At 69.4% G+C, this 20927-nt stretch carries 15 protein-coding genes; 7 read left to right on the top strand and 8 right to left on the bottom strand.

From position 1 onward, the window contains the following. Positions 1–94: 94 nt before the first annotated feature. Together ACFQW8_RS15850 and ACFQW8_RS15845 are read right to left on the bottom strand one after the other, a co-directional pair. Positions 95–961, bottom strand: coding sequence for an inositol monophosphatase family protein (locus ACFQW8_RS15850; RefSeq protein ID WP_380089054.1), 867 nt, complete (start codon positions 959–961; stop codon positions 95–97). Between the two features lies 1 nt (position 962). Then, positions 963–2081 (bottom strand): ferrochelatase, encoded by a 1119-nt coding sequence (locus ACFQW8_RS15845; RefSeq protein WP_380089052.1) that lies wholly within the window; start codon positions 2079–2081, stop codon positions 963–965. A gap of 115 nt (positions 2082–2196) precedes the next feature. Between ACFQW8_RS15845 and sepH the strand changes: the two genes are divergently transcribed. Further along, positions 2197–3408 carry a septation protein SepH gene (gene sepH, locus ACFQW8_RS15840; RefSeq protein ID WP_380089050.1) on the top strand — a complete coding sequence of 404 codons (1212 nt, stop codon included), beginning with the start codon at positions 2197–2199 and terminating at the stop codon, positions 3406–3408. Between the two features lie 243 nt (positions 3409–3651). On the opposite strand, the gene ACFQW8_RS15835 is transcribed toward sepH, so the two are convergent. The 4 genes from ACFQW8_RS15835 to ACFQW8_RS15820 all read right to left on the bottom strand — a co-directional run bounded on the left by ACFQW8_RS15835 (position 3652) and on the right by ACFQW8_RS15820 (position 8991). Continuing rightward, positions 3652–4329, bottom strand: coding sequence for a thymidine kinase (locus ACFQW8_RS15835; RefSeq protein WP_380089048.1), 678 nt, complete (start codon positions 4327–4329; stop codon positions 3652–3654). Between the two features lie 11 nt (positions 4330–4340). Next, positions 4341–5495: an alkaline phosphatase family protein gene (locus tag ACFQW8_RS15830; protein ID WP_380089046.1), complete on the bottom strand. Its 1155-nt coding sequence runs from the start codon at positions 5493–5495 to the stop codon at positions 4341–4343. Between the two features lie 101 nt (positions 5496–5596). Continuing rightward, complete coding sequence (locus ACFQW8_RS15825; RefSeq protein WP_380089045.1) at positions 5597–6262, bottom strand: DUF5998 family protein; 666 nt, start codon at positions 6260–6262, stop codon at positions 5597–5599. 62 nt (positions 6263–6324) lie between these two features. Then, positions 6325–8991 (bottom strand): bifunctional acetate--CoA ligase family protein/GNAT family N-acetyltransferase, encoded by a 2667-nt coding sequence (locus tag ACFQW8_RS15820; RefSeq protein ID WP_380089044.1) that lies wholly within the window; start codon positions 8989–8991, stop codon positions 6325–6327. On the opposite strand from ACFQW8_RS15820, the gene ACFQW8_RS15815 reads away from it, so the two are divergent. The 6 genes from ACFQW8_RS15815 to ACFQW8_RS15790 all read left to right on the top strand — a co-directional run bounded on the left by ACFQW8_RS15815 (position 8990) and on the right by ACFQW8_RS15790 (position 16976). Beyond that, positions 8990–9664, top strand: a complete 675-nt coding sequence (locus ACFQW8_RS15815) for a nitroreductase family protein (protein WP_380089042.1) — start codon at positions 8990–8992, stop codon at positions 9662–9664. The genes ACFQW8_RS15820 and ACFQW8_RS15815 overlap by 2 nt on opposite strands. A gap of 70 nt (positions 9665–9734) precedes the next feature. Further along, positions 9735–12212, top strand: a complete 2478-nt coding sequence (locus tag ACFQW8_RS15810) for a DNA gyrase/topoisomerase IV subunit A (RefSeq protein WP_380089040.1) — start codon at positions 9735–9737, stop codon at positions 12210–12212. Positions 12213–12458: 246 nt separating this feature from the next. Then, a complete protein-coding gene (locus tag ACFQW8_RS15805; RefSeq protein ID WP_380089038.1) occupies positions 12459–13841 on the top strand; it encodes an ABC transporter substrate-binding protein in 1383 nt (460 codons plus the stop codon). Positions 13842–13954: 113 nt separating this feature from the next. Then, complete coding sequence (locus ACFQW8_RS15800; protein ID WP_380089037.1) at positions 13955–14971, top strand: carbohydrate ABC transporter permease; 1017 nt, start codon at positions 13955–13957, stop codon at positions 14969–14971. A 3-nt stretch (positions 14972–14974) separates the two neighbouring features. Beyond that, on the top strand, positions 14975–15928 hold the full coding sequence (locus ACFQW8_RS15795; RefSeq protein WP_380089035.1) for a carbohydrate ABC transporter permease: 954 nt from the start codon (positions 14975–14977) through the stop codon (positions 15926–15928). Between the two features lies 1 nt (position 15929). Beyond that, entirely contained in the window at positions 15930–16976 is a 1047-nt protein-coding gene (locus ACFQW8_RS15790) for a LacI family DNA-binding transcriptional regulator (RefSeq protein WP_380089034.1), read from the top strand. A gap of 106 nt (positions 16977–17082) precedes the next feature. On the opposite strand, the gene ACFQW8_RS15785 is transcribed toward ACFQW8_RS15790, so the two are convergent. Both ACFQW8_RS15785 and ACFQW8_RS15780 read right to left on the bottom strand, forming a co-directional pair. Beyond that, the gene (locus ACFQW8_RS15785) at positions 17083–18555 is read right to left on the bottom strand and encodes an APC family permease (protein ID WP_380089032.1); all 1473 of its coding nucleotides are present in this window, start codon (positions 18553–18555) and stop codon (positions 17083–17085) included. 158 nt (positions 18556–18713) lie between these two features. Next, complete coding sequence (locus tag ACFQW8_RS15780) at positions 18714–20861, bottom strand: DNA gyrase/topoisomerase IV subunit B (RefSeq protein ID WP_380089030.1); 2148 nt, start codon at positions 20859–20861, stop codon at positions 18714–18716. Positions 20862–20927: the final 66 nt, after the last annotated feature.

Raw genomic sequence — 20927 nt, 5'->3', positions numbered from 1 at the left:
GCTGGCCCAGTCAACGCACGGAGCGTCGATTTTGTGCCCGTGCGAGCGGCGATTGTGCACCATCTGAGCCCTGAGCGCCACAGGGGACCTGAGACTAGCCCCTGAGGTGCCTTCTGGTGCCCTCTTCGACAAGGTCCGGGAACGCCGGGGCGAGTCCGGGAGCACACGCCGACGTCAGGTCCTGGCCCGGACCGTCCAGCCCACCCACCACCGCGCCTGCCTCTGCGGCGACGAGCCACCCGGCCGCGAGGTCCCACGGGTTGAGACCGGTTTCGTAGTAGGCGTCGACCAGACCGGCACCCACGGCACAGAGGTCGAGGGCGGCGCTGCCGATCCGACGGATGTCACGCACCTGCGGAAGGAGGTCGAGCAGGAGGTGTGCCTGGCGCTCGCGGCGCTCCGCGGCATACCCGAAGCCGGTGGCGACGAGGGCCTGACCGACATCGCTGCATCCCGTGGGTGTGAGCGAGCGCTCCTCGCCTCCCGGGCGGACGACCCGTGACCCCGCACCCGCTCGAGCCCGGTATAGCTCGTCCGTGACGGGGTTGTAGACCGCGCCGGCGAAGGGGCGCCACGCGCCGTGCGTCGTCGGGTCACCGACGACGGCCGCAACGGACACGGCATACGCGGGTATGCCGTAGAGGTAGTTGACCGTGCCGTCGATGGGGTCGATGACCCAGGTGATCCCGGAGGTGCCGGTCGCTCCCCCGCTCTCCTCACCGAGGACGGCGTCATCGGGCCGGCTCTCGCGCAGCCGGGCGAGGAGGTGGTCCTGCGAGCGCTGGTCCATGACGGTCACGACGTCGGTCGCGCTCGACTTGGTCGATGCGACCTCGACGGCGTCCGGTCGTTCGTCGACGACGAGGCGACCGGCGGATCGTGCGACGTCGGCGGCGAGGGCTTCGAGGACCTGCGCCAGCGAGTCGTCGGGGAGGGTGAGGTCGTGGGCGGTCGACGACATGTCAGTCCCGTCCACAGAGGGCCGGCAGCGCCGCCCGGAGGTTGGGGCAGCAGCCCGGGTCGCAGGTCGACGGTCGCATGTCGCCGTCGTCCGCCTGGGCGGGGATGACGACCTCGCCGCGAGCCTGCGCCGCGCGCTCCTGGAGCAGGTCGACGAGGGCCTCGACGAAGAGCGGATGGGTGCCCGCCGTCGGGACGCGCACGAAACGCACGCCGAGCCGGTCGGCCGTCTCACGGGCCTCACGGTCGAGGTCGTTGACGACCTCCATGTGGTCGGAGACGAAGCCGATCGGGGCGAGCACGACAGCGGTGACGCCCTCGGCGGCCAGCTCCTCGATGCGGTCGTTGACATCGGGCTCCAGCCACGGGGTGCGCGGGCTCCCCGAGCGTGAGCAGAAGACCAGCTCCTGCTCGAGGGTCACGCCGGTGCGCTCGGCGAGCCCCTGCGTGATGAGATGCCCCGCCCGGAGGTGCTGCTCGACATAGAGGTTGCCGTCGCCGTCGCCCGGTCCCGACGTGTCGTCCATGGCCTCAGGGACCGAGTGCGTGACGAAGAGCAGCCGAGTGGTCGGGAGGTCCGCGGCGTCGAGCGCCCCCACGGACTCGACGAGGTGCTCGGTGTTGACGGCGATGAAGCCGGGGTGCAGGGCGTAGGGCCGCACCTTGTCGATGTCGAGGTCGACCGCCGCGAGGCCCAGCTCCTCGGTGGCGGCGGCGAGGTCCTCGCGGTACTGGCGGCATCCGGAGTACGACGAGTAGGCCGACGTGACGACGACGCAGATGCGCAGGTGGCCCTGCGCCCGGGCCTCGCGGAGGGTGTCGGTGACGAACGGCTCGCTGTTGCGGTTGCCCCAGAGGACTGGGACCGTCGAGCCGCGACGGGTCAGCTCGGCCTGCATCGCCGCGATGAGCTGCCGGTTCTGCCCGTTGATCGGGCTGGCACCCCCGAAGTGGTGGTAGTGCGTCGCCACCTCCTGGAGGCGTTCCTCCGGGACGTCCCGTCCGGCTGTCACGCGACGGAGGAACGGCATCACCTCGTCGGGCGCTTCGGGACCTCCGAACGAGAGCAGGAGCACGGCGTCATAGGGGGCAAGTGCGTCGTCATCGGACCTGGTCGGCATGGTTCCAACCTAACGAGCCCCGGATCGCTGCCCACGACCGGCGTGGGCTGCTTTGTCGAAGGCGTCAGGGGTGGCACAGTCGTGGGTGACCAGACCACAGCCCGGGAGTTCACTGATGCAGGACCTTCGTCTCATCGGCGTCCACGAGGACGGCGCGCACGTCCTCCTGTCCGACGCCGAGGGCAAGCGCTACCGCGTGCCCCTCGACGAGGCGATGCGCGCTGCCGCCCGGCGTGACCGCCCCCGGCTCGGCCAGCTGCAGATCGAGATCGACGGAGGCCTGCGGCCACGCGACGTGCAGTCGCTCATCCGGTCCGGCCTGTCGACGGAGGAGGTCGCGGACCGCGCCGGCTGGACCGTCGAGAAGGTCCAGCGGTTCGAGGGCCCCGTCCTCGCCGAGCGCGAGCACATCGCGAACCAGGCCCGAGCCTGCGTCATCGGCACCTCACGCACTGACTCGGTGACGGGTGCCGGGCGAGGCTCGGTCAGCAGCGCAGGGAGCGAACAGACCCTGGGGAACCGTGCGGACGAGCGCTTCAAGGAGCGTGGCGTCCCGGCCGAGCTCGTCCGTTGGGACTCGTCGCGCCTCGACGACGGGCAGTGGACGGTCACCGCCCTCTTCCCGGCCGGCGGCCGTGAGCGCACCGCGTCGTGGCGCTTCGACCCGCGCCTGCGTTCCCTCGTGCCCGGCAACGACGAGGCGCGCTGGCTGAGTGAGGAGTCCTCGAGCGACTCGGCCATCCCGACGCCCCACGTGGCCACGAACGCCAACCGCGCCAGTGCCGTCTTCGACGTCGAGGCCGAGGGTGGCGTCGAGGACGAGAAGCCGGCCGGGCGGGCGAAGTCGCGCGAGCCGATCGACCTCATGGCCGCCATGCGCGAGCAGTCCACCCGCAGCCGGCGTGGTCGCCGCCGCTCCTCACCCACACACACGCCTGTCGAGGAGTCGCCACGCGAGGACGCCCTCCCCCTCGAGGACCTCGTGATGGACACCGCCGACGCCCCCGAGCCGCCGGCCGCCCGCGGCGAGCACCCGATGGCTGCACACCTCGACGAGCGCGCCCCCGACGACGACGCCCCCGCCAACATCCACCACCTGGCCCCCAGCACGGTGGACGACGGCATCGACGACGACCCATCGCCCGAACCGGACGAGACCCACGACACCGAGGCCGAGGACGAGCCGGCCGCCGAGGAACCCACCGCGACGGTGCCGGCGGCGCCGAAGCCGGCCCCTCGCAAGACCCCAGGCCGCAAGGGCCGGCCGAGCGTCCCCAGCTGGGACGACATCATGTTCGGCGGAGGCCGCGGCGGCAACAGCTCCTGACCCCGACGTCGAGATCGGGCGACACGCTGCTTAAAAGGCTGAACGCCGGCATTTCCCCCGATCTCGACGTCGAGTGACCGGAGCGGGACTGGACACGCGACCTGGAGCGAGCAAGTGTCGGTTCGCCGCTGGCTGGGCCTGGCGGGAGCCAGGAGTGCGCTCAGCGCGCGAGCGGCGGATGGGACTGCGGCGAACCGGCACGTGAACGCGCCCACAAAACAGATCAGACGGCATACGACGAAGTCAGTCGCGCGGAGGCACCGCACAGACATCGAGGTCGAAGGGAAGCACGTCGGGAGTGGCGGAGGCCATGCGCGCCGCGTGGCTGCTCATGCGTCGCATGTAGTGCCGCCGGCAGAGAACCTCGTACTCGACCGAGGCGTCGGTCGCACTCGCCGTGTCCCCGACGACGACCTGCTCGCCCTCGACGACCATGACCCCGTCGATGATGCGTGCGTTGTGCGTGGCCCGGGCGCCGCACCAGCAGAGCGCCGCCACCTGCAGCACCTGCACCCGGTCGGCGAGCTCGAAGAGCCGCTTCGACCCCGGGAACAGCTCGGTGCGGAAGTCGGCCGTGATGCCGAAGCAGTTCACGTCGATGCCGAGCTCGTCGACGACCCGCGCCAGCTGCTCGATCTGGGCGGCGGTGTAGAACTGCGACTCGTCACAGATGAGGTAGTCGGCGCGCTGGCCGTGGGTGAGGTGCTCGACGACGACGTCCCAGAAGTCGAGGTCGTCACTGACCTCGTGGGCTTCGGTGGAGAGGCCGAGCCGCGACGACAGGACCGACTCGCCCATCCGGTCGAGCTTGGTGAAGATCAGACCCACCCGAGCTCGCGCCCGGTGGTTGTGGTCCATCTGGAGCGCGAGGGTCGACTTGCCGCAGTCCATCGTCCCGGAGAAGAACACCAGCTCAGCCACGAGGCGACACCCTAGATCGACTTCGGCGCGACATGGAACATGGGCACGGGCACCTCGTCGTCCGTGAGCGATCCGTGCAGCCCGACGAGGGCCAGCAGCTCCGGCCGGTGGTGACGGGAGTCGACGACGGCGTGGGCGTCGCGCATGGCGACGACGACGTCCCCGATCCGGGCGAGGTGCTCGTTGTGCACGGCCCCGAACAGGCCGCCACCGACCGCCTCGTCGCGTGAGAGCACCCACGCGAAGTCGCCCACCCGGGCACGCCACGTCGCGAGCACGTCGTCCACGGCGCCCGCCTCGCAGTAGAGCTGTGGCGCCCTCGGCTCTCCCCCGGTGTGCCGCACCCCTGCGGCGAGCTCGGGGTCGTGGGCGACGTCGACCCGGTTGGCCATGGGGACATCGACCATGCCGTGGTCGGCCGTGATCGTGAGCGAGCAGTCGGAGGGCAGGCCGTCAGCCAGTCGAGCGAGGGCCCGGTCGATCGTCTCGAGCTCGTCACCCCACTGCCAGGACTCGCAGCCGTGGACGTGGCCGACCTTGTCGAGGTCGCCCCAGTAGAGGTAGGTGAGCGTCGCCCCCGGCGTCCGTGCGTGGGCCAGCGTCGCGTCGACCCGGGCGTCGAGCTCCTTCGCTGCGACGAAGCGGCCACCGCGCAGCGCTGCCCGGGTCAGGCCGGAGCCGTCGAAGAAGCCCGGACCGGTGCGCATGACGTCGACACCCGCGGCGGAGGCCTTCTCGAACCACGTGTCCCGTGGCTGCCAGCGCTCGGGCACCGGCCCGTCCTCCCACGAGAGCTCGTTGAGCAGTCGGTCCTCGCCGGGCACGAGCACCTCGAAGCCGACCATGCCGTGCGCGCCGGGCACCAGGCCGGTGCCGAAGGACCCCATGGACACCGGCGTCGTCGACGGGAAGCCGCTGGTGATGCGCAGCCCGTCACCGAAGAGCGAGCGCAGCCATGGCGCGTGTCCACCCCGACGGCGGAGCAGGTCGTAGCCCAGCCCGTCGACGAGGACGACGACGGCGCTGCGGGCGGCTGGCAGGACCCATCGGGGTCCGCTCCCGCGGACGCCGATCGACGCAGCGATCGAGGGGAGGACGTCGGCGAGACCGCCCTCGGCGTAGGCCGGTGCGGGGGCACCCGACGGCACAGACGTCGTCGGAGCCATCGGGGCCGTGGATGCTCTGGATGCCTCGTATGCCGTCGCGCGCCTCGCGCGTGAGTGCCGCGGCTTCCGAGGCGTGCGCGGCTCCGGCTGAACGGACTCGGTCACTGGCCGAGCGAGCCCGAGAGCTCGTGGGCGAAGGCAATGGCCTGTTGGAGGGCCGCGTCGCCGTCAGCGGTGGCGGAGACGCGCAGCGCGAGGTCGTCGCTGGAGATGGTGCCGTCGTAGCCGTGGTCGGCGTCGCACCCGGGGTCGCCACAGGTTGCCGGGAGCAGGTCGACCCGGCTCACCGCGCCCCAGCCCAGCGTCAGGGTCAGCTCACGTCCGAGCGATCCGGGCACGTAGTTCTGCGGGTCGGCGACGACGTGGGTGAGCATGACGCCGCGGACGGCGGACAGGGGGATGCTCTCGGTCGTGGCGGTGGCGACGTCCTGCCCACCCGGACCGCCGACGTCGCCGTCGCCCTCGACACCGGCACCGGGGCCCCCGGCCTCGGTGACACCCGTGCCGGCAGCCTCATCGGCGTGGTCGTCCGCGTGGGCGATGACGAGCCGTGAAGGGGTGAGCACGAGGACGGTGACGTGGCGGCGGATGACGTCGCGGTCGAAGGTCGTCTCGAGGTGGACGAGGTGCGAGCGCACCCGCTCTCCGGCCAGGGCCGCAGCGACGACATCGCCGACGAGCGCCGGGTAGTAGCCCGCTCGCTCGATCGCCGCAGTGAGGTCCACCGGCAGGGTGGGGACGTCGAACGAGCGCATCATGTCGCCCATTCTGCCGCACCGAGCCGATGACGCCCGCCCCTGCACGGGTCGCACCCACGCCTGAGCCCTGCTCAGGTGAGCGAGCGACGCCCCGGATCCGTGCGCCGGGCCGTCGGCGCGAGGGTCACCTCGGCCCCGAGCACCTCGACCCCGCCCGGGTGGGCGTTGACCGGGTTGAGGCGCAGCGAGGCGATCTCGGGCATGTCGTCACTGATGACGGAGACGCGGGCGATGAGGTCGGCGAGCGCCGCGCGGTGCACCGGGGTCGAGCCACGGTGGCCGTGCAGCACGGGAGCGGCCTTGACCGAGGAGATGAGCTCGGAGACGGCGACGTCGGTGAGCGGCGGGATGCGGTGGGCGATGTCATCGAGCAGCTCGGTCGGGAGCCCTGCCACACCGAAGCTGACGACGGGACCGAAGAGGGGATCCTCGTCCGCGGTGACGACGCAGGCCACCCCCGGGGTCGCCATGCGCTGCACCTCGAGCTGCCCGGCGGCCAGGGGCGAGAGTCGCTCGTGCAGCGAGGCCCAGGCCTCGCGGACGGCCTGCTCGCCAGCGAGGTCGACACGCACCCCGGTGATGCCGCCCTGGTGACGCAGCATCGGTGCCGTGGACTTGAGCACGACCGGGTAGCCGATGTCGTCGGCCGCCTCGACGGCTTCCTCGACGGTCGACACCCGCCGGGAGGGCCACACCTCGATGCCGTATGCCGTGAGGAGGGCGAACGTCTCGTCGGGGTCGAGCCGACGTCCTTCCGGACTCACCGACAGCACCGTCTGGACGACGTCCTCGGCCACGCGCCGGTTGATCCCCGCCGGAGCCACCGGGACGCCGTGGTCCTTGTTGCGCCACTCGGCATACTTCGTGGCCTTGGCGAGGGCGTAGGCCGCGTCCTCCGGCATCGCGTAGATGGGGATCGCCTGCCCGGTCCCGCCCTCGTCCATGTGGGTGGCGGAGTTGACCCCACGCATGCCGAGGAAGGTTGCGACACAGGTCTTGTCGGAGTCTCGGGCTGCTGAGCGGACCGCCTCGGTGACATCCTCGTCGTGCGCGACGATCGGCGGGATGAAGCAGGTGAGCACCGAGTCCACGTCGGGATCGGCGAACGCCTCGGCCAGGGCCTCGCGGAATTGCTGAGCCGTGGCCTCGGACGGCAGGTTCACCGGTCCATGGGTCACGGTGAGGCCCCGGCCGGCCACCGCGCCGGCAGAGAGGGCGCCCAGCGCCGACGAGTTGCCGACGACCGCGACGCGACGCCCGGCCGGCAGCGGCTGGTGGACGACGAGCTGGGCCACGTCGAACATCTGGTGGACGTTGGACACCCGGATGCAGCCGGCCTGGCGCAGCATGGCGCCGAAGACGGCCGGCCTCACCTTGGTGCGGCGTACCCGGTGACCGGGGGGCGTGCCATAGGCCGACACCCCGGACTGGACGACGATGACGGGTTTGATCCGGCCGAGGTTGCGCGCGATCCGTGAGAACTTGCGTGGGTTGCCCATCGACTCCAGGTAGAGCCCGACCGCGTGGGTGTCGGTGTCGTCGATCCAGTACTGCATGAAGTCGTTGCCCGAGACGTCGACCCGGTTGCCCGCCGACGCGAACGTCGAGATGCCCAGCTTGCGGCGGGCCGCGGACGCGAGGACGGCAATGCCCAGGGCGCCGGACTGGGCGAAGAGTCCGAGGTGCCCCGTCGGTGGCATCTCGGGCGACAGCGACGCGTTGAGGGACAGCGACCGGTCGGTGTTGATGAGTCCGAAGGAGTTGGGTCCGACGATGCGCATGCCCGACCCTCGCGCCCGGCGCACGAGCTCGGCCTGGAGCTCGTCTCCGCCCGCTCCCTCGCCCTCGCCGAAGCCGGCGCTGACGATGAGCAGGGCGTCGACATCGGCTTCCGCGCACTCGTCCACGACCTTGAGCACCCTGTCGGCGGGCACCGCGATGACCGCGAGGTCCACGTGGCCGGGGACGTCACCGATCGTGTCGTATGCCGTCCGCCCCAGGATCGTCCTGGCGTTGCGGTTGACGGGATGTGCCTCTCCGGTGAAGCCGCCGTCGAGGAGGTTCTTGAGGAAGTGGTGGCCCATGGACTGCGGCGAACGCCCGGCGCCGATCACGGCCACGGTGCTCGGCCGGAGCATCCGGTTGACGCTGATCGCCTCGGCGCGGTGCTCTCGCGACATGGCGACGGCCTTGGACCTGTCGGTCGGCTCGATGTCGAAGTGCAGCGCGACGACGCCGTCCTCGACCTTGCGGCTCACCTCGTAGCCGGCCTCCGAGAAGACAGTGAGCATCTTGCGGTTCTGCGGCAGGACCTCGGCCGTGAAGCGGGAGATCCCGAACTCCTGGGCGATGGCGGCGAGGTGCTCGAGGAGGACGGAGCCGATGCCCCGGCCCTGGTAGTGGTCGCTGACGTTGAAGGCGACCTCGGCCGAGGTCGCCTCAACGCGGTCGTAGCGCCCGATGCCGATGATCTCGTCGCTGAGCGTGAGGACGAGGGCGACGCGGTCGTAGTAGTCCACGTGGGTGAACCGGTGGACGTCCTTGTCGGACAACCGACGGAGGGGGGCGAAGAAGCGCAGGTAGATCGACTCGTCGGACTGCTTGGCGTGGAAGGCGTGGATCCCCTCCTCGTCGCTGGGCAGGATGGGTCGCAGGTGTCCGACGCTGCCGTCACGGAGCACGACGTCGGCCTCCCACTGCACCGGGTAGCCCGGTGGGAGATCGAGGTCCTCGCTCATGCGCCCATCGTGGCACGGCACGATGGGCGCCATGGACCTGACCGAGGCGGTGTCGCGGCGACGCATGGTGCGGCGGTTCGACGCCGACCGCGCCGTCCCGTTCGAGACCGTCGAGCGGCTCGTCGCGCTCGCCCAGCGTGCTCCGAGCGCCGGCCACACCCAGGGGTGGGACGTGCTGGCCCTCACCAGTGCCCAGGACCGCGAGCGGTTCTGGGAGGTGAGCCGCGAGGAGACCGCCACGGAGCCGGGTCAGAGCTCACCTTGGCTGCGCGGAGTCTCGGCAGCGCCGGTCCTGCTCGTCATGCTCGCCGACCCGACGGCATACCTCGACCGCTATGCCGAGCCGGACAAGGGCTGGACCGACCGCTCGCCGGACCGGTGGCCGATCCCCTACTGGGACACCGACACGGCGATGGCCGCGATGGTCATCCTGCTGGGGGCCGTCGACGCCGGGCTGGGTGCGCTCTTCTTCGGCGTCCCGGCCGGGCGTCACGACGCAGTCAGAGCGGCGTATGCCGTCCCGCCCGGTCGGCGGGTCGTCGGCGTCATCGCGCTGGGCCATGAGGCCAGGCGGGTGAGGAGCCTGTCGCTCAGGAGGGGACGTCGCCCGTTGGGTGACGTGCTGCACCACGGCACCTTCGGCGCGTCGGCTGCGGGGACGTCAGAGCCCTGAGGGAGGATGCAGTGATCGCTCGCGCCGCGTCCGCGAGGCACCGAACCCGACTGAGGTAGACCGCCCACCCATGGCCAAACGCACCAGCTCCCCCACCGGAGACGCCGAAGAGGTCGCCGAGCACATCGTCGACATCGACGTGGGGCTCGAGATGCAGAACGCCTTCCTCGAGTACTCCGTGTCGGTCATCCACTCTCGGGCGCTCCCGGACGTGCGCGACGGGCTCAAGCCGGTGCAGCGCCGCATCCTCTACTCGATGAGCGAGATGGGCCTGCGCCCCGACCGCGGTCACGTCAAGTCCTCGCGCGTCGTCGGCGACGTCATGGGCAAGTACCACCCGCACGGTGACACCGCGATCTACGACGCCCTCGTCCGCATGGCGCAGCCGTTCACGATGCGCCTGCCGCTGGTCGACGGCCACGGCAACTTCGGCTCGCTCGACGACGGGCCGGCCGCCTCGCGCTACACGGAGGCACGGCTCGCGCCCGCCGCGCTCGTCATGACCGCCGGTCTCGACGAGGACACCGTCGACTTCGTCCCCAACTACGACGACCAGCTGCTCCAGCCCGGCGTGCTGCCGGCGGCCTATCCCAACCTGCTCGTCAACGGCGTGAGCGGCATCGCCGTCGGCTTCGCGACGAACATGCCTCCGCACAACCTCGTCGAGGTGATCGGCGCGGCCAGGCACCTCATCGCCCACCCCGACTGCAGCCTGGACGACCTCATGAAGTTCGTCCCCGGACCCGACCTGCCGCTGGGCGGCAAGATCGTCGGGCTCAACGGCATCCGCGACGCCTACCTCACCGGCAAGGGCAGCTTCAGGACCCGCGCGACCACCCGGATCGAGAAGCTCACCCCCCGCAGGTCGGGGATCGTCGTCACCGAGCTGCCCTACCTCGTCGGCCCCGAGAAGGTCATCGAGCGGATGAAGACGCTCGTCCAGGGCAAGAAGCTCCAGGGCATCAGCGACGTCAAGGACCTCACCGACCGCAAGCACGGCCTGCGGCTCGTCATCGAGGTCAAGAACGGCTTCAACCCCGACGCCGTCCTCGAGCAGCTCTTCAAGCTCACGCCGATGGAGGACTCGTTCGGCATCAACAGCGTCGCGCTCGTCGACGGCCAGCCGCAGACGCTCGGCCTCAAGGACCTCCTGCGCCACTACGTGGAGTTCCGCATCGACGTCGTGCGGCGCCGCACGGCATACCGGCTCCGCAAGGCGCAGGACCAGCTCCACCTCGTCGAGGGCCTCCTCATCGCGATCCTCGACATCGACGAGGTCATCCAGCTCATCCGCACGAGCGAGGACACGGCGACGGCCCGCTCACGCCTCATGAGCGTCTTCGACCTCAGCGAGGTCCAGGCCACCCACATCCTCGACCTGCAGCTGCGCCGCCTGACCAAGTTCTCGCGGATCGACCTCGAGACCCAGCGTGACGACCTGCGCAGCCGCATCGAGCAGCTCGAGGCGATCCTCGGCGACGAGAAGCTGCTCCACAAGACGGTGTCGAGCGAGCTGGCCGAGGTCGCCAAGCAGCACGGCACACCACGGCGCACCGTGCTGCTCGAGTCCGCCGGCAACCCGGTGAGCGCAGCGGCCCCGCTCGAGGTGAGCGACGACCCGTGCTGGGTGCTCCTCTCCTCCACCGGACTGCTCGCCCGCACCGGGACCGACGACCCCATCCCGTCGCACGGACCACGCGCCAAGCACGACGCCGTCATCGCGGCCGTGCGCACGACGGCGCGCGGCGAGGTCGGTCTCGTCACGAGCCGCGGCCGGATGATCCGCATCAGCGCGCTCGAGCTGCCGACCCTGCCGCCGCTCGGAGGTGCACCGAGCCTCTCCGGCGGAGCACCGCTCGCGGCCTACGTCGACCTCCCCCGTGGCGAGGAGCCGATCACCGTCGTCTCGCTCGACCCCGACGGTCCGGGCCTCGCCCTCGGCACCGCGCAGGGCATCGTCAAGCGGGTGACCACCGACCAGCCCAGGTCGCACGACTGGGAGGTCATCTCCCTCAAGGACGGCGACACCGTCGTCGGGGCCGGCCAGGTCGTCACCGGTGACGAGGACCTCGTCTTCGTCACCACCGACGCCCAGCTCCTGCGGTTCCCGGCGAGCGCCGTCCGCCCGCAGGGCCGCACCGGCGGAGGCATCGCCGGCGTGCGCGTCACCCCCCGCGAGCGGGTGGCGTTCTTCGGCGTCGTCGACCCGGCTCGCGACGCCGTCGTCGTCACGGCCAGCGGGTCCGCCGACGCCCTGCCCGGCACCCAGCCCGGAGCCGTCAAGGCCACTCCCCTGTCCGAGTACCCCGCCAAGGGGCGCGGCACCGGCGGCGTGCGGGCGCACCGCTTCCTCAAGGGCGAGGACACCCTCGTGCTCGCCTGGGTCGGCGCCACCCCTGCTCGCGCCAGCGGCGCGGGCGGCGTGGCCCTCGACCTGCCGGAGGCCACCGGGCGACGCGACGGATCAGGTGTCCAGGGCTCGGCCGTGATCACCGGCATCGGCGCCTCCCCTCCTGAGTCGTCCGTTCGTACGACGTCCGCGGGCTGAGACGAGGGTCGTCTGGCTCGCGGCGCTGGATGATGCGACGATCCCCGGAACCTGCTGCCACTGCGCGAAGGTGAGCGAACGGCATACTCGCAGAGCAGTTTCAGTCGTGTTACGGGATCGTGACCGACGAATGACAGCAAAGACGTTCCACCGGACATGTAACCGCTTTTACACTTCGAACGATTCACCTCAGCGCCGAGGTCAGTGATGGCCACGGCGCGTCCCCTTGAACAGATGGAGGCGGGCATGGCCCACAAATCACAGCGCCGCACTGCACTGGCGTTCGCCAGCATTGTCGCGGTTTCCCTGAGCGTCGCGGCCTGCGGCTCCTCGGACGACGGCGGCGGCGGCACCGACGCCGGTGCCAGCGGAGACACCAGCTCGGTCGACTGCGCCCCCTACGAGGCGTTCGGCGACCTCAAGGGCAAGACGGTCTCGGTCTACACCTCGATCACCGCGCCCGAGGACGAGCCGCACATCAACTCGTACAAGCCGTTCGAGGACTGCACCGGCGTCGAGATCAAGTACGAAGGCTCCAAGGAGTTCGAGGCCCAGCTGCCCGTGCGCGTCAAGGGTGGCAACGCCCCCGACATCGCCTACCTGCCGCAGCCCGGCCTCCTCAAGACGATGGTCGCCACCGGCAAGGTCATCCCGGCCCCGCCGGAGACCGTGGCCAACGTCGACAAGTACATGCCCGACTTCAAGGAGTACGGCACCGTCGACGGCAAGTTCTACGCGGCGCCCCTTGGAGCCAACGTCAAGTCGTTCGTCTGGTACTCGCCTTCCGCCTTCGAGGAGAAGGGCTACGAGATCCCCAAGACGTGGGACGAGCTGCTCACCCTGAGCGACAAGATCGCGGCCGACGACCCCGAGGGCAAGCCGTGGTGTGCGGGCATCGAGTCCGGCGACGCCACCGGCTGGCCGACCACCGACTGGGTCGAGGACGTCCTGCTCCGCACTGCGGGTCCCGAGACCTATGACAAGTGGGTCAAGCACGAGATCCCGTTCAACGACCCCGCGGTCGAGACGGCTCTCGCCGAGGTCGGCAAGATCCTCAAGAACCCGAAGTACGTGAACGGCGGCCAGGGTGACGTGAAGACGATCGCCTCGACCTCGTTCCAGGACGCTGGTCTGGCGCTCCTCGACAACGGCGGCTGCTACATGCACCGTCAGGCGTCGTTCTACGCCGCCAACTTCCCCGAAGGCACCAAGGTCGCCGAGGACGGCGACGTCTGGGCCTTCTACCTGCCGGCCAAGGACGAGAGCACCAAGCCGGTCCTCGTCGGTGGCGAGTTCACCGCGGCCTTCGCCGACCGTCCCGAGGTCAAGGCGTTCCAGACCTACCTCGCCTCGCTCGAGTGGGCCAACGAGCGCGCCAAGACCTGTGGAGCCGGTGGCTGCGTCACCGCGAACACCCAGGCCGACGCGTCCCTGCTGAAGAACCCGGTCGACAAGCTGTCGGCCGAGATCCTCACCGACAAGGCGACCACCTCGCGCTTCGACGGCTCCGACCTCATGCCGGGCGCCGTGGGTTCGGGAACCTTCTGGAAGGGCATGACCAACTGGATCACCGGACAGGACGACAAGGCCACTCTCGACTACATCGAGAACTCCTGGCCCAAGTCCTGACCTGACTCCCGGGCCAGACCTTTCGGCCCGACAGGTCTCCCGCCGGGGTGGGGTGGTTTCCCACCCCACCCCGGCTTTCTTCTGTGCACCCTCAAACCTCTGGAGGTGGAGTCATGGTCGCGAGCATCCTGGGCATCGCGCCGTCGGCAATCCCCGAGCCGTTGCTTCGTGCCGAGAGCACGCTCGGCAAGTTCCTGCTCATGTTCTTCGCAGTGGCGGTCTTCGCCGTCGTTTTCGGCCTCGTCCTGCTGGTGGCCTCCCGCTTCAAGGGACGCAACGGCGAGAAGGCCCAAGGCGCACTGTTCGCGGCGCCCGCCGTGCTGCTCCTGGCCGTCGGCCTCATGTACCCGGCCATCCTGACCGTGATCCAGTCACTTCGCGGCAAGTCGGGTGAGGGCAGCTTCAGCTTCGAGAACTACGTCACGATGTTCACCCAGCCCGAGCTCCTCATCGTGCTTCGCAACACGGCGCTCTGGGTCGTCCTCGTGCCGTTCCTCGCCACGGGCATCGGCCTGCTCTACGCCATCATCATCGACCGGGCCAGGGGTGAGGCGTTCGCCAAGGCGCTCATCTTCCTCCCGATGGCCATCTCGATGGTCGGCGCGAGCATCATCTGGAAGTTCGTCTACCAGTACAAGCAGACCGAGCGTCCTCAGATCGGCCTGCTCAACCAGATCTTGAAGTGGTTCGGGTTCGAGACCCAGCAGTTCCTGCTCAACGCTCCTCTCAACACCCTCATGCTCATCATCGTCATGGTCTGGATCCAGGCCGGCTTCGCGATGACCGTGCTCTCCGCTGCGATCAAGGCCATCCCCGATGACATCATCGAGGCCGCTCGTCTCGACGGAGTCTCGGGCCTGAAGATGTTCCGGTTCATCACCCTCCCGAGCATCCGGGCCGCCATGGTCGTGGTCCTCACGACCATCGGCATCGGCACCCTCAAGGTGTTCGACATCGTTCGCACGATGACCGCGGGACAGTTCGACACCTCGGTCGTCGCCAACGAGTTCTACAACCAGAGCTTCCGATACGACGCGGCCGGAGTGGGTGCCGCCCTCGCGGTGCTGCTCTTCGTCCTCGTCATCCCGATCGTCGGCTACAACATCGTCCAGATGCGCAAGGAGGCCTGAGCCGTGAGCACTGTCCAGACGGGGGCTCTGCCCGAGTCGTTCGAACCCAAGGACCTCGAGCCGCCGAGCAAGCCCAAGAAGGCCAAGAAGTCCGCCACGGGGGACGCCGCTCGTGCCATGAGCTCCCGTGGTGCCTCGCTCGTCGCGATCGTCATCGCCGTCCTCTGGACGACGCCGACGCTCGGCCTGCTCATCACGTCGTTCCGCAGCCAGCGCGACATCAACCGCAGCGGGTGGTGGACCGCCCTGAGCAACCCAGGCGGTTTCACTCTCGAGAACTACCGCCAGGCTCTCGAGCCCGGCAGCTCGGCGAGCCTGGGTCAGTACTTCATCAACACGATCGTCATCACCGTTCCCGCGGTGCTCCTGCCGATCTTCCTCGCCTCGCTCGCGGCCTACGCCTTCGCGTGGATGCCGTTCCCGGGTCGTGACGCCCTCTTCGTCGCGGTCTTCGCCCTGCAGATCGTCCCGCTGCAGATCGCGCTCATCCCCCTGCTCGACATCTACACCAACAAGCTCGGGTTCGGCGCGTCCTACTGGAGCGTGTGGTTGTCGCACACGATCTTCGCGCTGCCACTGGCCACGTTCCTGATACACAACTTCATGCGCGAGCTCCCGGGCGAGCTCATGGAGGCGGCCCGCGTCGACGGGGCAGGTCACGTCACGATCTTCTTCAAGATCCTGCTCCCCCTGCTCACCCCGGCCCTCGCGGCGTTCAGCATCTTCCAGTTCCTCTGGGTCTGGAACGACCTGCTCGTGTCGTTGGTCTTCCTGGGTGGATCGCCGGACGTCGCTCCCATCACGGTGCGGGTGGCCGAGCTGTCCGGATCACGTGGCAGTGCCTGGTACCTCCTGTCGGCAGGTGCGTTCATCTCGATGATCGTCCCCGTCGCGGTGTTCCTGGCCCTGCAGCGGTTCTTCGTCCGAGGCCTTCTCGCAGGCGGCCTGAAGGGCTGACATGACTGCTCCGGACCGCCGCCGGCGGATGAGCACGATCACGGATGTTGCGCGGGAGGCCGGGGTCTCCGTGGCCACGGTCTCCCGCGCACTCCGTGGGCTCGACCGCGTGAGCCCGCGCACCCGTGAGCGGGTGTTCAAGGTGGCCACGGAGCTCGACTACGTCGCCAGCCCGACAGCGACGTCACTGGCGTCCGGACGCACCCAGGTCGTCGGAGTCGTGGCGCCCTTCCTCACCCGGTGGTTCTTTGCGACCCTCGTGAGTTCCATCGAGAAAACTCTGCGGCAGCACGGGCACCACGTCCTGCTCTTCGACCTGGAGGACGACACCTACGACCAGCGACTTCCCCTGTCGCAGAACATGCTGTGGAAGCGCGTCGACGGTGTCATCACCCTCAACCTGCCCCTGACCGTGCAGGAGCTCGAGCTCGTCGACCGTCTCGGACTGCCCCTCGTCGCGATCGGGACACCGGTCGCGGACCGGCCCAACGTCCGCATCGACGAGGACCTCGCGATGCGGACCGCCACCGAGCACCTGGTGTCGCTGGGGCACGAGCGCATCGCCTACATCGGCACGGTCCCGTCCAACGCGGCCCACATCCAGACCCCGCAGGCGCGCCTGGACGCGTTCCGGGACGTCATGCGCGCACACGGGCTTCAGGAGCACCCGGACTGGATCCTGGAGTCCGACTGGACCGCGGACAGCGCCGCGTCGGACACCCGGACCCTCCTGGCCTCGGCGGACCGACCCACCGCCCTGGCTGCCGCCTCGGACGAGATGGCGATGGGCGCGATGGCCGCGGCACGGGCTGAGGGCCTCCGAGTCCCTGAGGACCTCTCCGTCATCGGTGTCGACGACCACGTCCTCAGCAACGTGCTCGGCCTGACGACGGTGCGTCAGGACGTCGCCGCCCAGGGACGTGAGGCTGCCGAGATCCTCCTGCGCGCCCTCGGTGTCGACACCCCAGGTGGCAGCACCTCCGCGGTCGTCGTGCCCACGGAGCTCATCGTGCGCGCGAGCACCGCTCCCCCGCCGCCCAGCACCTGACCCCTGCCCCACCTCGACATTTCGTGGCGGACACACGACCGTCCCCCCAGGACGGCCCTGGGGGGACGGTGACGTGTCGCGAAGCCGCGGTCAGGCGGCGTCTGCCTCAGTGGTGCGCGTGGTCGGGGTCGCCGAGCTCCTCCGGGTCACGCATGTAGGTCTTCTTGGCAAAGAGGAACCGGTTCGCCAGCCAGGTGATGGCCCACAGGACGACACCGATGGCCAGGAGGCCACCCGCGATCTTGTACTGGATCGTGTCGCGCCCGGTCCACGGACCCACGAAGAACGCGCAGACGATGGCGCCGATGATCGGCAGGGCCGTCGGAGCGACGAAGTGCTTCCGGTTGATCGTGTCCTTGCGCAGGACGAGCACGCAGACGTTGACGATGCTGAAGACACCGAGCAGCAGCAGTGCGGTGGTGCCACCCAGTGCCGCGATGATCGGAGAGTCCGACTGGGTCGACACGAAGTAGATGAGCCCGAAGGAGATGGCCGTGGTGAACAGGATGGCCGCCCACGGGGTCCGGCGCTCCGCGTGCACCTTGCCGAGGAACGGCGGGAGCACCTCCTGCTTGGCCATGCCGTAGAGCAGGCGACTGGCCATGAGCATGTTGATCAGCGCCGAGTTGGCCACGGCGAACATGCCGATGAACGGGAACACCTTGTCGAACGGGACGTTGGGTGCGCCGGCCGCCACGACCTGGGTGAGGGCTGACTCGTTGTCGGGGTTCGCGAGCTCTCCCACGGGCACGAGTGCGACGGCCGTGATCGAGACGAGGACGTAGATGAGACCGGTGATGCCCAGGCCGGTGAGCATGACCCGCGGGAAGTCCCGGACCGGGTCCTTGGTCTCCTCGGCCATGTTGACCGAGTCCTCGAAGCCGACCATCGCGAAGAACGCGAGTGACGTCGCTGCGGTGATGGCGAAGAACGTGCTCTTGTCGCTCGGGCTGTCGAAGACGACGGCCCGTGAGAAGTCCGCCTTGCCCTGGGTCACGGCATACAGGCCGATGAAGATGATGAGGAGCAGACCCGAGAGCTCGACCATCGTCAGGACGACGTTGGCCTTGACGCTCTCGCTGACTCCGCGGAAGTTGATCGCCGCGACGAGGGCCATGAAGCTGAGCGCGATGATGAGCAGTGGCGTGCTTCCCGCCTCCCACTCCGTCCCGAGGCCGTCGCGAAGGAAGCCCGCGAAGGCGTTGGACGCGGTCGATGCCGAGGTGATGCCCGAGCACATCACCGCGAAGCACACGATGAACGTCACGAAGTGCACCCCGAAGGCCTTGTGCGTGTAGAGGGCTGCACCGGCCGCCTGCGGGTACTTCGTCACGAGCTCGAGGTAGGAGAACGCCGTGATCGTCGCGATGACGAACGCGACGAGGAACGGGGCCCAGGCCGCACCGCCGACCTCACCCGCGACGGTACCGGTCAGGGCGTAGACACCCGTTCCGAGGATGTCACCGACGATGAAGAGCAGGAGCAGCTTGGGCCCCATGACCCGGTTGAGCTCCGGCTCTCCATTGCGTGGTGCGTCGATCACTCCCGTGTCGCCGCGATCGTCGATGTGACCACTCATGTGCACGCCCTCCTGATGGGGCCCCGGGTGTCCGACGCCTGTATCGGCTTACTGTGGCCCAGATCACGACTCAGGGCAACGCAAACGCGCCGGTATGCCGTGAGTTCGCCGAATGCGGCCGTGCGCCCGCTGGTCGCCTCACCTGGGGTGCCGGTGGCTCAGGCGTCGATGCGCTCCCGGTCGAGCCGGGCCGAGCCCTGCACGATGAAGTCGCGGCGCGGCGCCACCTCGTTGCCCATGAGCAGCTCGAAGATCTGCTCGGCCTTCTCGGCGTCGGCCATCGTGACCTTGCGCAGCGTGCGGTGGCGCGGGTCCATGGTCGTCTCGGCCAGCTGGTCGGCGTCCATCTCGCCCAGCCCCTTGTAGCGCTGCATGGGCTGCTTGATGTTGCGACCCTTCCTCGTCAGGGACGCGACGGTCTTGCGCATCTCGCCCTCGGAGTAGGTGTAGATGAGCTCGCCCTTGCGCGCGCCCACGCCCGACACCTCGATGCGATGCAGTGGCGGCACCGCGGCATACACCCGCCCTGCCTCCACGAGGGGCCGCATGTAGCGGAAGAACAGGGTGAGCAGCAGGGTGCGGATGTGGGCGCCGTCGACGTCGGCGTCGGTCATGATGATGACCTTGCCGTAGCGCGTGGACTCGAGGTCGAACGTCCGGCCCGAACCAGCGCCCAGCACCTGGATGATCGCGGCGCACTCGGCGTTGCCGAGCATGTCGGTCAGTGAGGCCTTCTGGACGTTGAGGATCTTGCCCCGGATCGGCAGGAGCGCCTGGACGTCGGAGTTGCGGGCCAGCTTGGCGGTGCCGAGGGCACTGTCACCCTCGACGATGAAGAGCTCGGTCCGGTCGATGTCGTTGCTCCGGCAGTCAGCGAGCTTGGCCGGCAGCGACGAGGTCTCGAGCGCGTTCTTCTTGCGCTGGGTCTCCTTGTGCAACCGCGCACTGATGCGCGACTTCATCTCGGCGGTGACCTTCTCGAGGAGCATGGCCGCCTGCTGCTTCTCGCCCCGCTTGGTCGACGTGAGGTTGGTGGTGAGCTCCTTCTCGACGACTCGGCCGACGATGGCGCGCACGGCGTTGGTGCCGAGCACCTCCTTGGTCTGACCCTCGAACTGTGGCTCGGCGAGGCGCACCGTCACCACGGCCGTGAGCCCCGCGAGGATGTCGTCCTTGTCGACCTTGTCGCTGCCGACCTTGAGGCGGCGGGCGTTGACCTCGAGCTGCTTGCGGAAGACCTTGAGCAGGGCCTGCTCGAAGCCCACCATGTGCGTGCCCCCCTTGGGCGTCGCGATGATGTTGACGAAGGAGCTGATCCTGGCGTCGTAGCCGGTGCCCCAGCGCACCGCGATGTCGACCTCGCACTCGCGCTCCACCTCCTGCGGGGACATGTGGCCCTTGGAGTCGAGGACCGGCACGGTCTCGGTGAAGCTGCCGGTGCCCTGGAGCCGCCAGACGTCGGTGACCGACGGGTCGGGCGCGAGGAACTCGGCGAACTCGCTGATGCCGCCGTCGTGGAAGAACACCTCCTCGTGCGGACCGGCCTCCCCCGCGGTCCCGGGGAGCCGGCGTTCGTCGCGGATCATCAGGGTGAGCCCGGGGACGAGGAACGACGTCTGGCGCGCGCGCGCGACGAGTCCCTCGTAGTCGAACTCGGCGTCCTTGATGAAGATCTGCGGATCGGCCCAGTAGCGGATGCGCGTGCCCGTGACACCGCGCTTCGCCTTGCCGATGATGGCGAGCTCACTGGTCCGCTCGTAGGGCTTGAACTCGTGCTCGGGGCTCTTGTCGGCACTCGCCACGTCGGGGAAGTAGCCGGGCTCACCGCGGCGGAAGCTCATCGCATAGGTGTTGCCGCCCCGGTCGACCTCGACGTCGAGGCGTGCGGAGAGGGCGTTGACGACCGAGGCGCCCACACCGTGGAGGCCACCGGAGGCGGTGTAGGACCCGCCACCGAACTTGCCACCGGCGTGCAGCTTGGTGAAGACGACCTCGACCCCGGTGAGCCCGGTGCGGGGCTCGATGTCGACGGGGATGCCACGCGCGACGTCCCGGACCTCGACCGAGCCGTCCTGGTGCAGGATCACCTCGATGCGGTCACCGTGGCCACCGAGGGCCTCGTCGACGGCGTTGTCGATGATCTCCCAGAGACAGTGCATGAGACCGCGGCTGTCGGTCGACCCGATGTACATGCCCGGCCGCTTGCGCACGGCCTCGAGGCCCTCAAGGACCTGGAGGTGGTGCGCGCTGTAGTCGGACGAGGTCTTGCTCGTCGCGGCCTTCTTGGCCGGGGACGTGGGGCTCATGCGTTCCTTCGGGTGTCGTGCGTGGCGGGGCCGGGAGGCGGATGCCGCGTTGCGCTCAGGCTAGCT

The organism is Knoellia altitudinis (genome assembly GCF_042666355.1).
GTDB classification, from domain to species: domain Bacteria; phylum Actinomycetota; class Actinomycetes; order Actinomycetales; family Dermatophilaceae; genus Knoellia; species Knoellia altitudinis.
Note: the sequence above shows the minus strand (reverse complement) of the source record. Positions and strands in the feature narration are given on the sequence as shown.

Bases quoted from the DNA above. Each gene is read 5' to 3' on its own strand.
- ACFQW8_RS15805 (WP_380089038.1), top strand. From the start codon at position 12,459: ATGGCCCACAAATCACAGCGCCGCACTGCACTGGCGTTCGCCAGCATT.
- ACFQW8_RS15815 (WP_380089042.1), top strand. From the start codon at position 8,990: ATGCGCCCATCGTGGCACGGCACGATGGGCGCCATGGACCTGACCGAG.
- ACFQW8_RS15850 (WP_380089054.1), bottom strand. From the start codon at position 961: ATGTCGTCGACCGCCCACGACCTCACCCTCCCCGACGACTCGCTGGCG.
- sepH (WP_380089050.1), top strand. From the start codon at position 2,197: ATGCAGGACCTTCGTCTCATCGGCGTCCACGAGGACGGCGCGCACGTC.
- ACFQW8_RS15845 (WP_380089052.1), bottom strand. From the start codon at position 2,081: ATGCCGACCAGGTCCGATGACGACGCACTTGCCCCCTATGACGCCGTG.
- ACFQW8_RS15785 (WP_380089032.1), bottom strand. From the start codon at position 18,555: ATGAGTGGTCACATCGACGATCGCGGCGACACGGGAGTGATCGACGCA.
- ACFQW8_RS15820 (WP_380089044.1), bottom strand. From the start codon at position 8,991: ATGAGCGAGGACCTCGATCTCCCACCGGGCTACCCGGTGCAGTGGGAG.
- ACFQW8_RS15780 (WP_380089030.1), bottom strand. From the start codon at position 20,861: ATGAGCCCCACGTCCCCGGCCAAGAAGGCCGCGACGAGCAAGACCTCG.
- ACFQW8_RS15810 (WP_380089040.1), top strand. From the start codon at position 9,735: ATGGCCAAACGCACCAGCTCCCCCACCGGAGACGCCGAAGAGGTCGCC.
- ACFQW8_RS15790 (WP_380089034.1), top strand. From the start codon at position 15,930: ATGACTGCTCCGGACCGCCGCCGGCGGATGAGCACGATCACGGATGTT.
- ACFQW8_RS15830 (WP_380089046.1), bottom strand. From the start codon at position 5,495: ATGGCTCCGACGACGTCTGTGCCGTCGGGTGCCCCCGCACCGGCCTAC.
- ACFQW8_RS15800 (WP_380089037.1), top strand. From the start codon at position 13,955: ATGGTCGCGAGCATCCTGGGCATCGCGCCGTCGGCAATCCCCGAGCCG.
- ACFQW8_RS15825 (WP_380089045.1), bottom strand. From the start codon at position 6,262: ATGGGCGACATGATGCGCTCGTTCGACGTCCCCACCCTGCCGGTGGAC.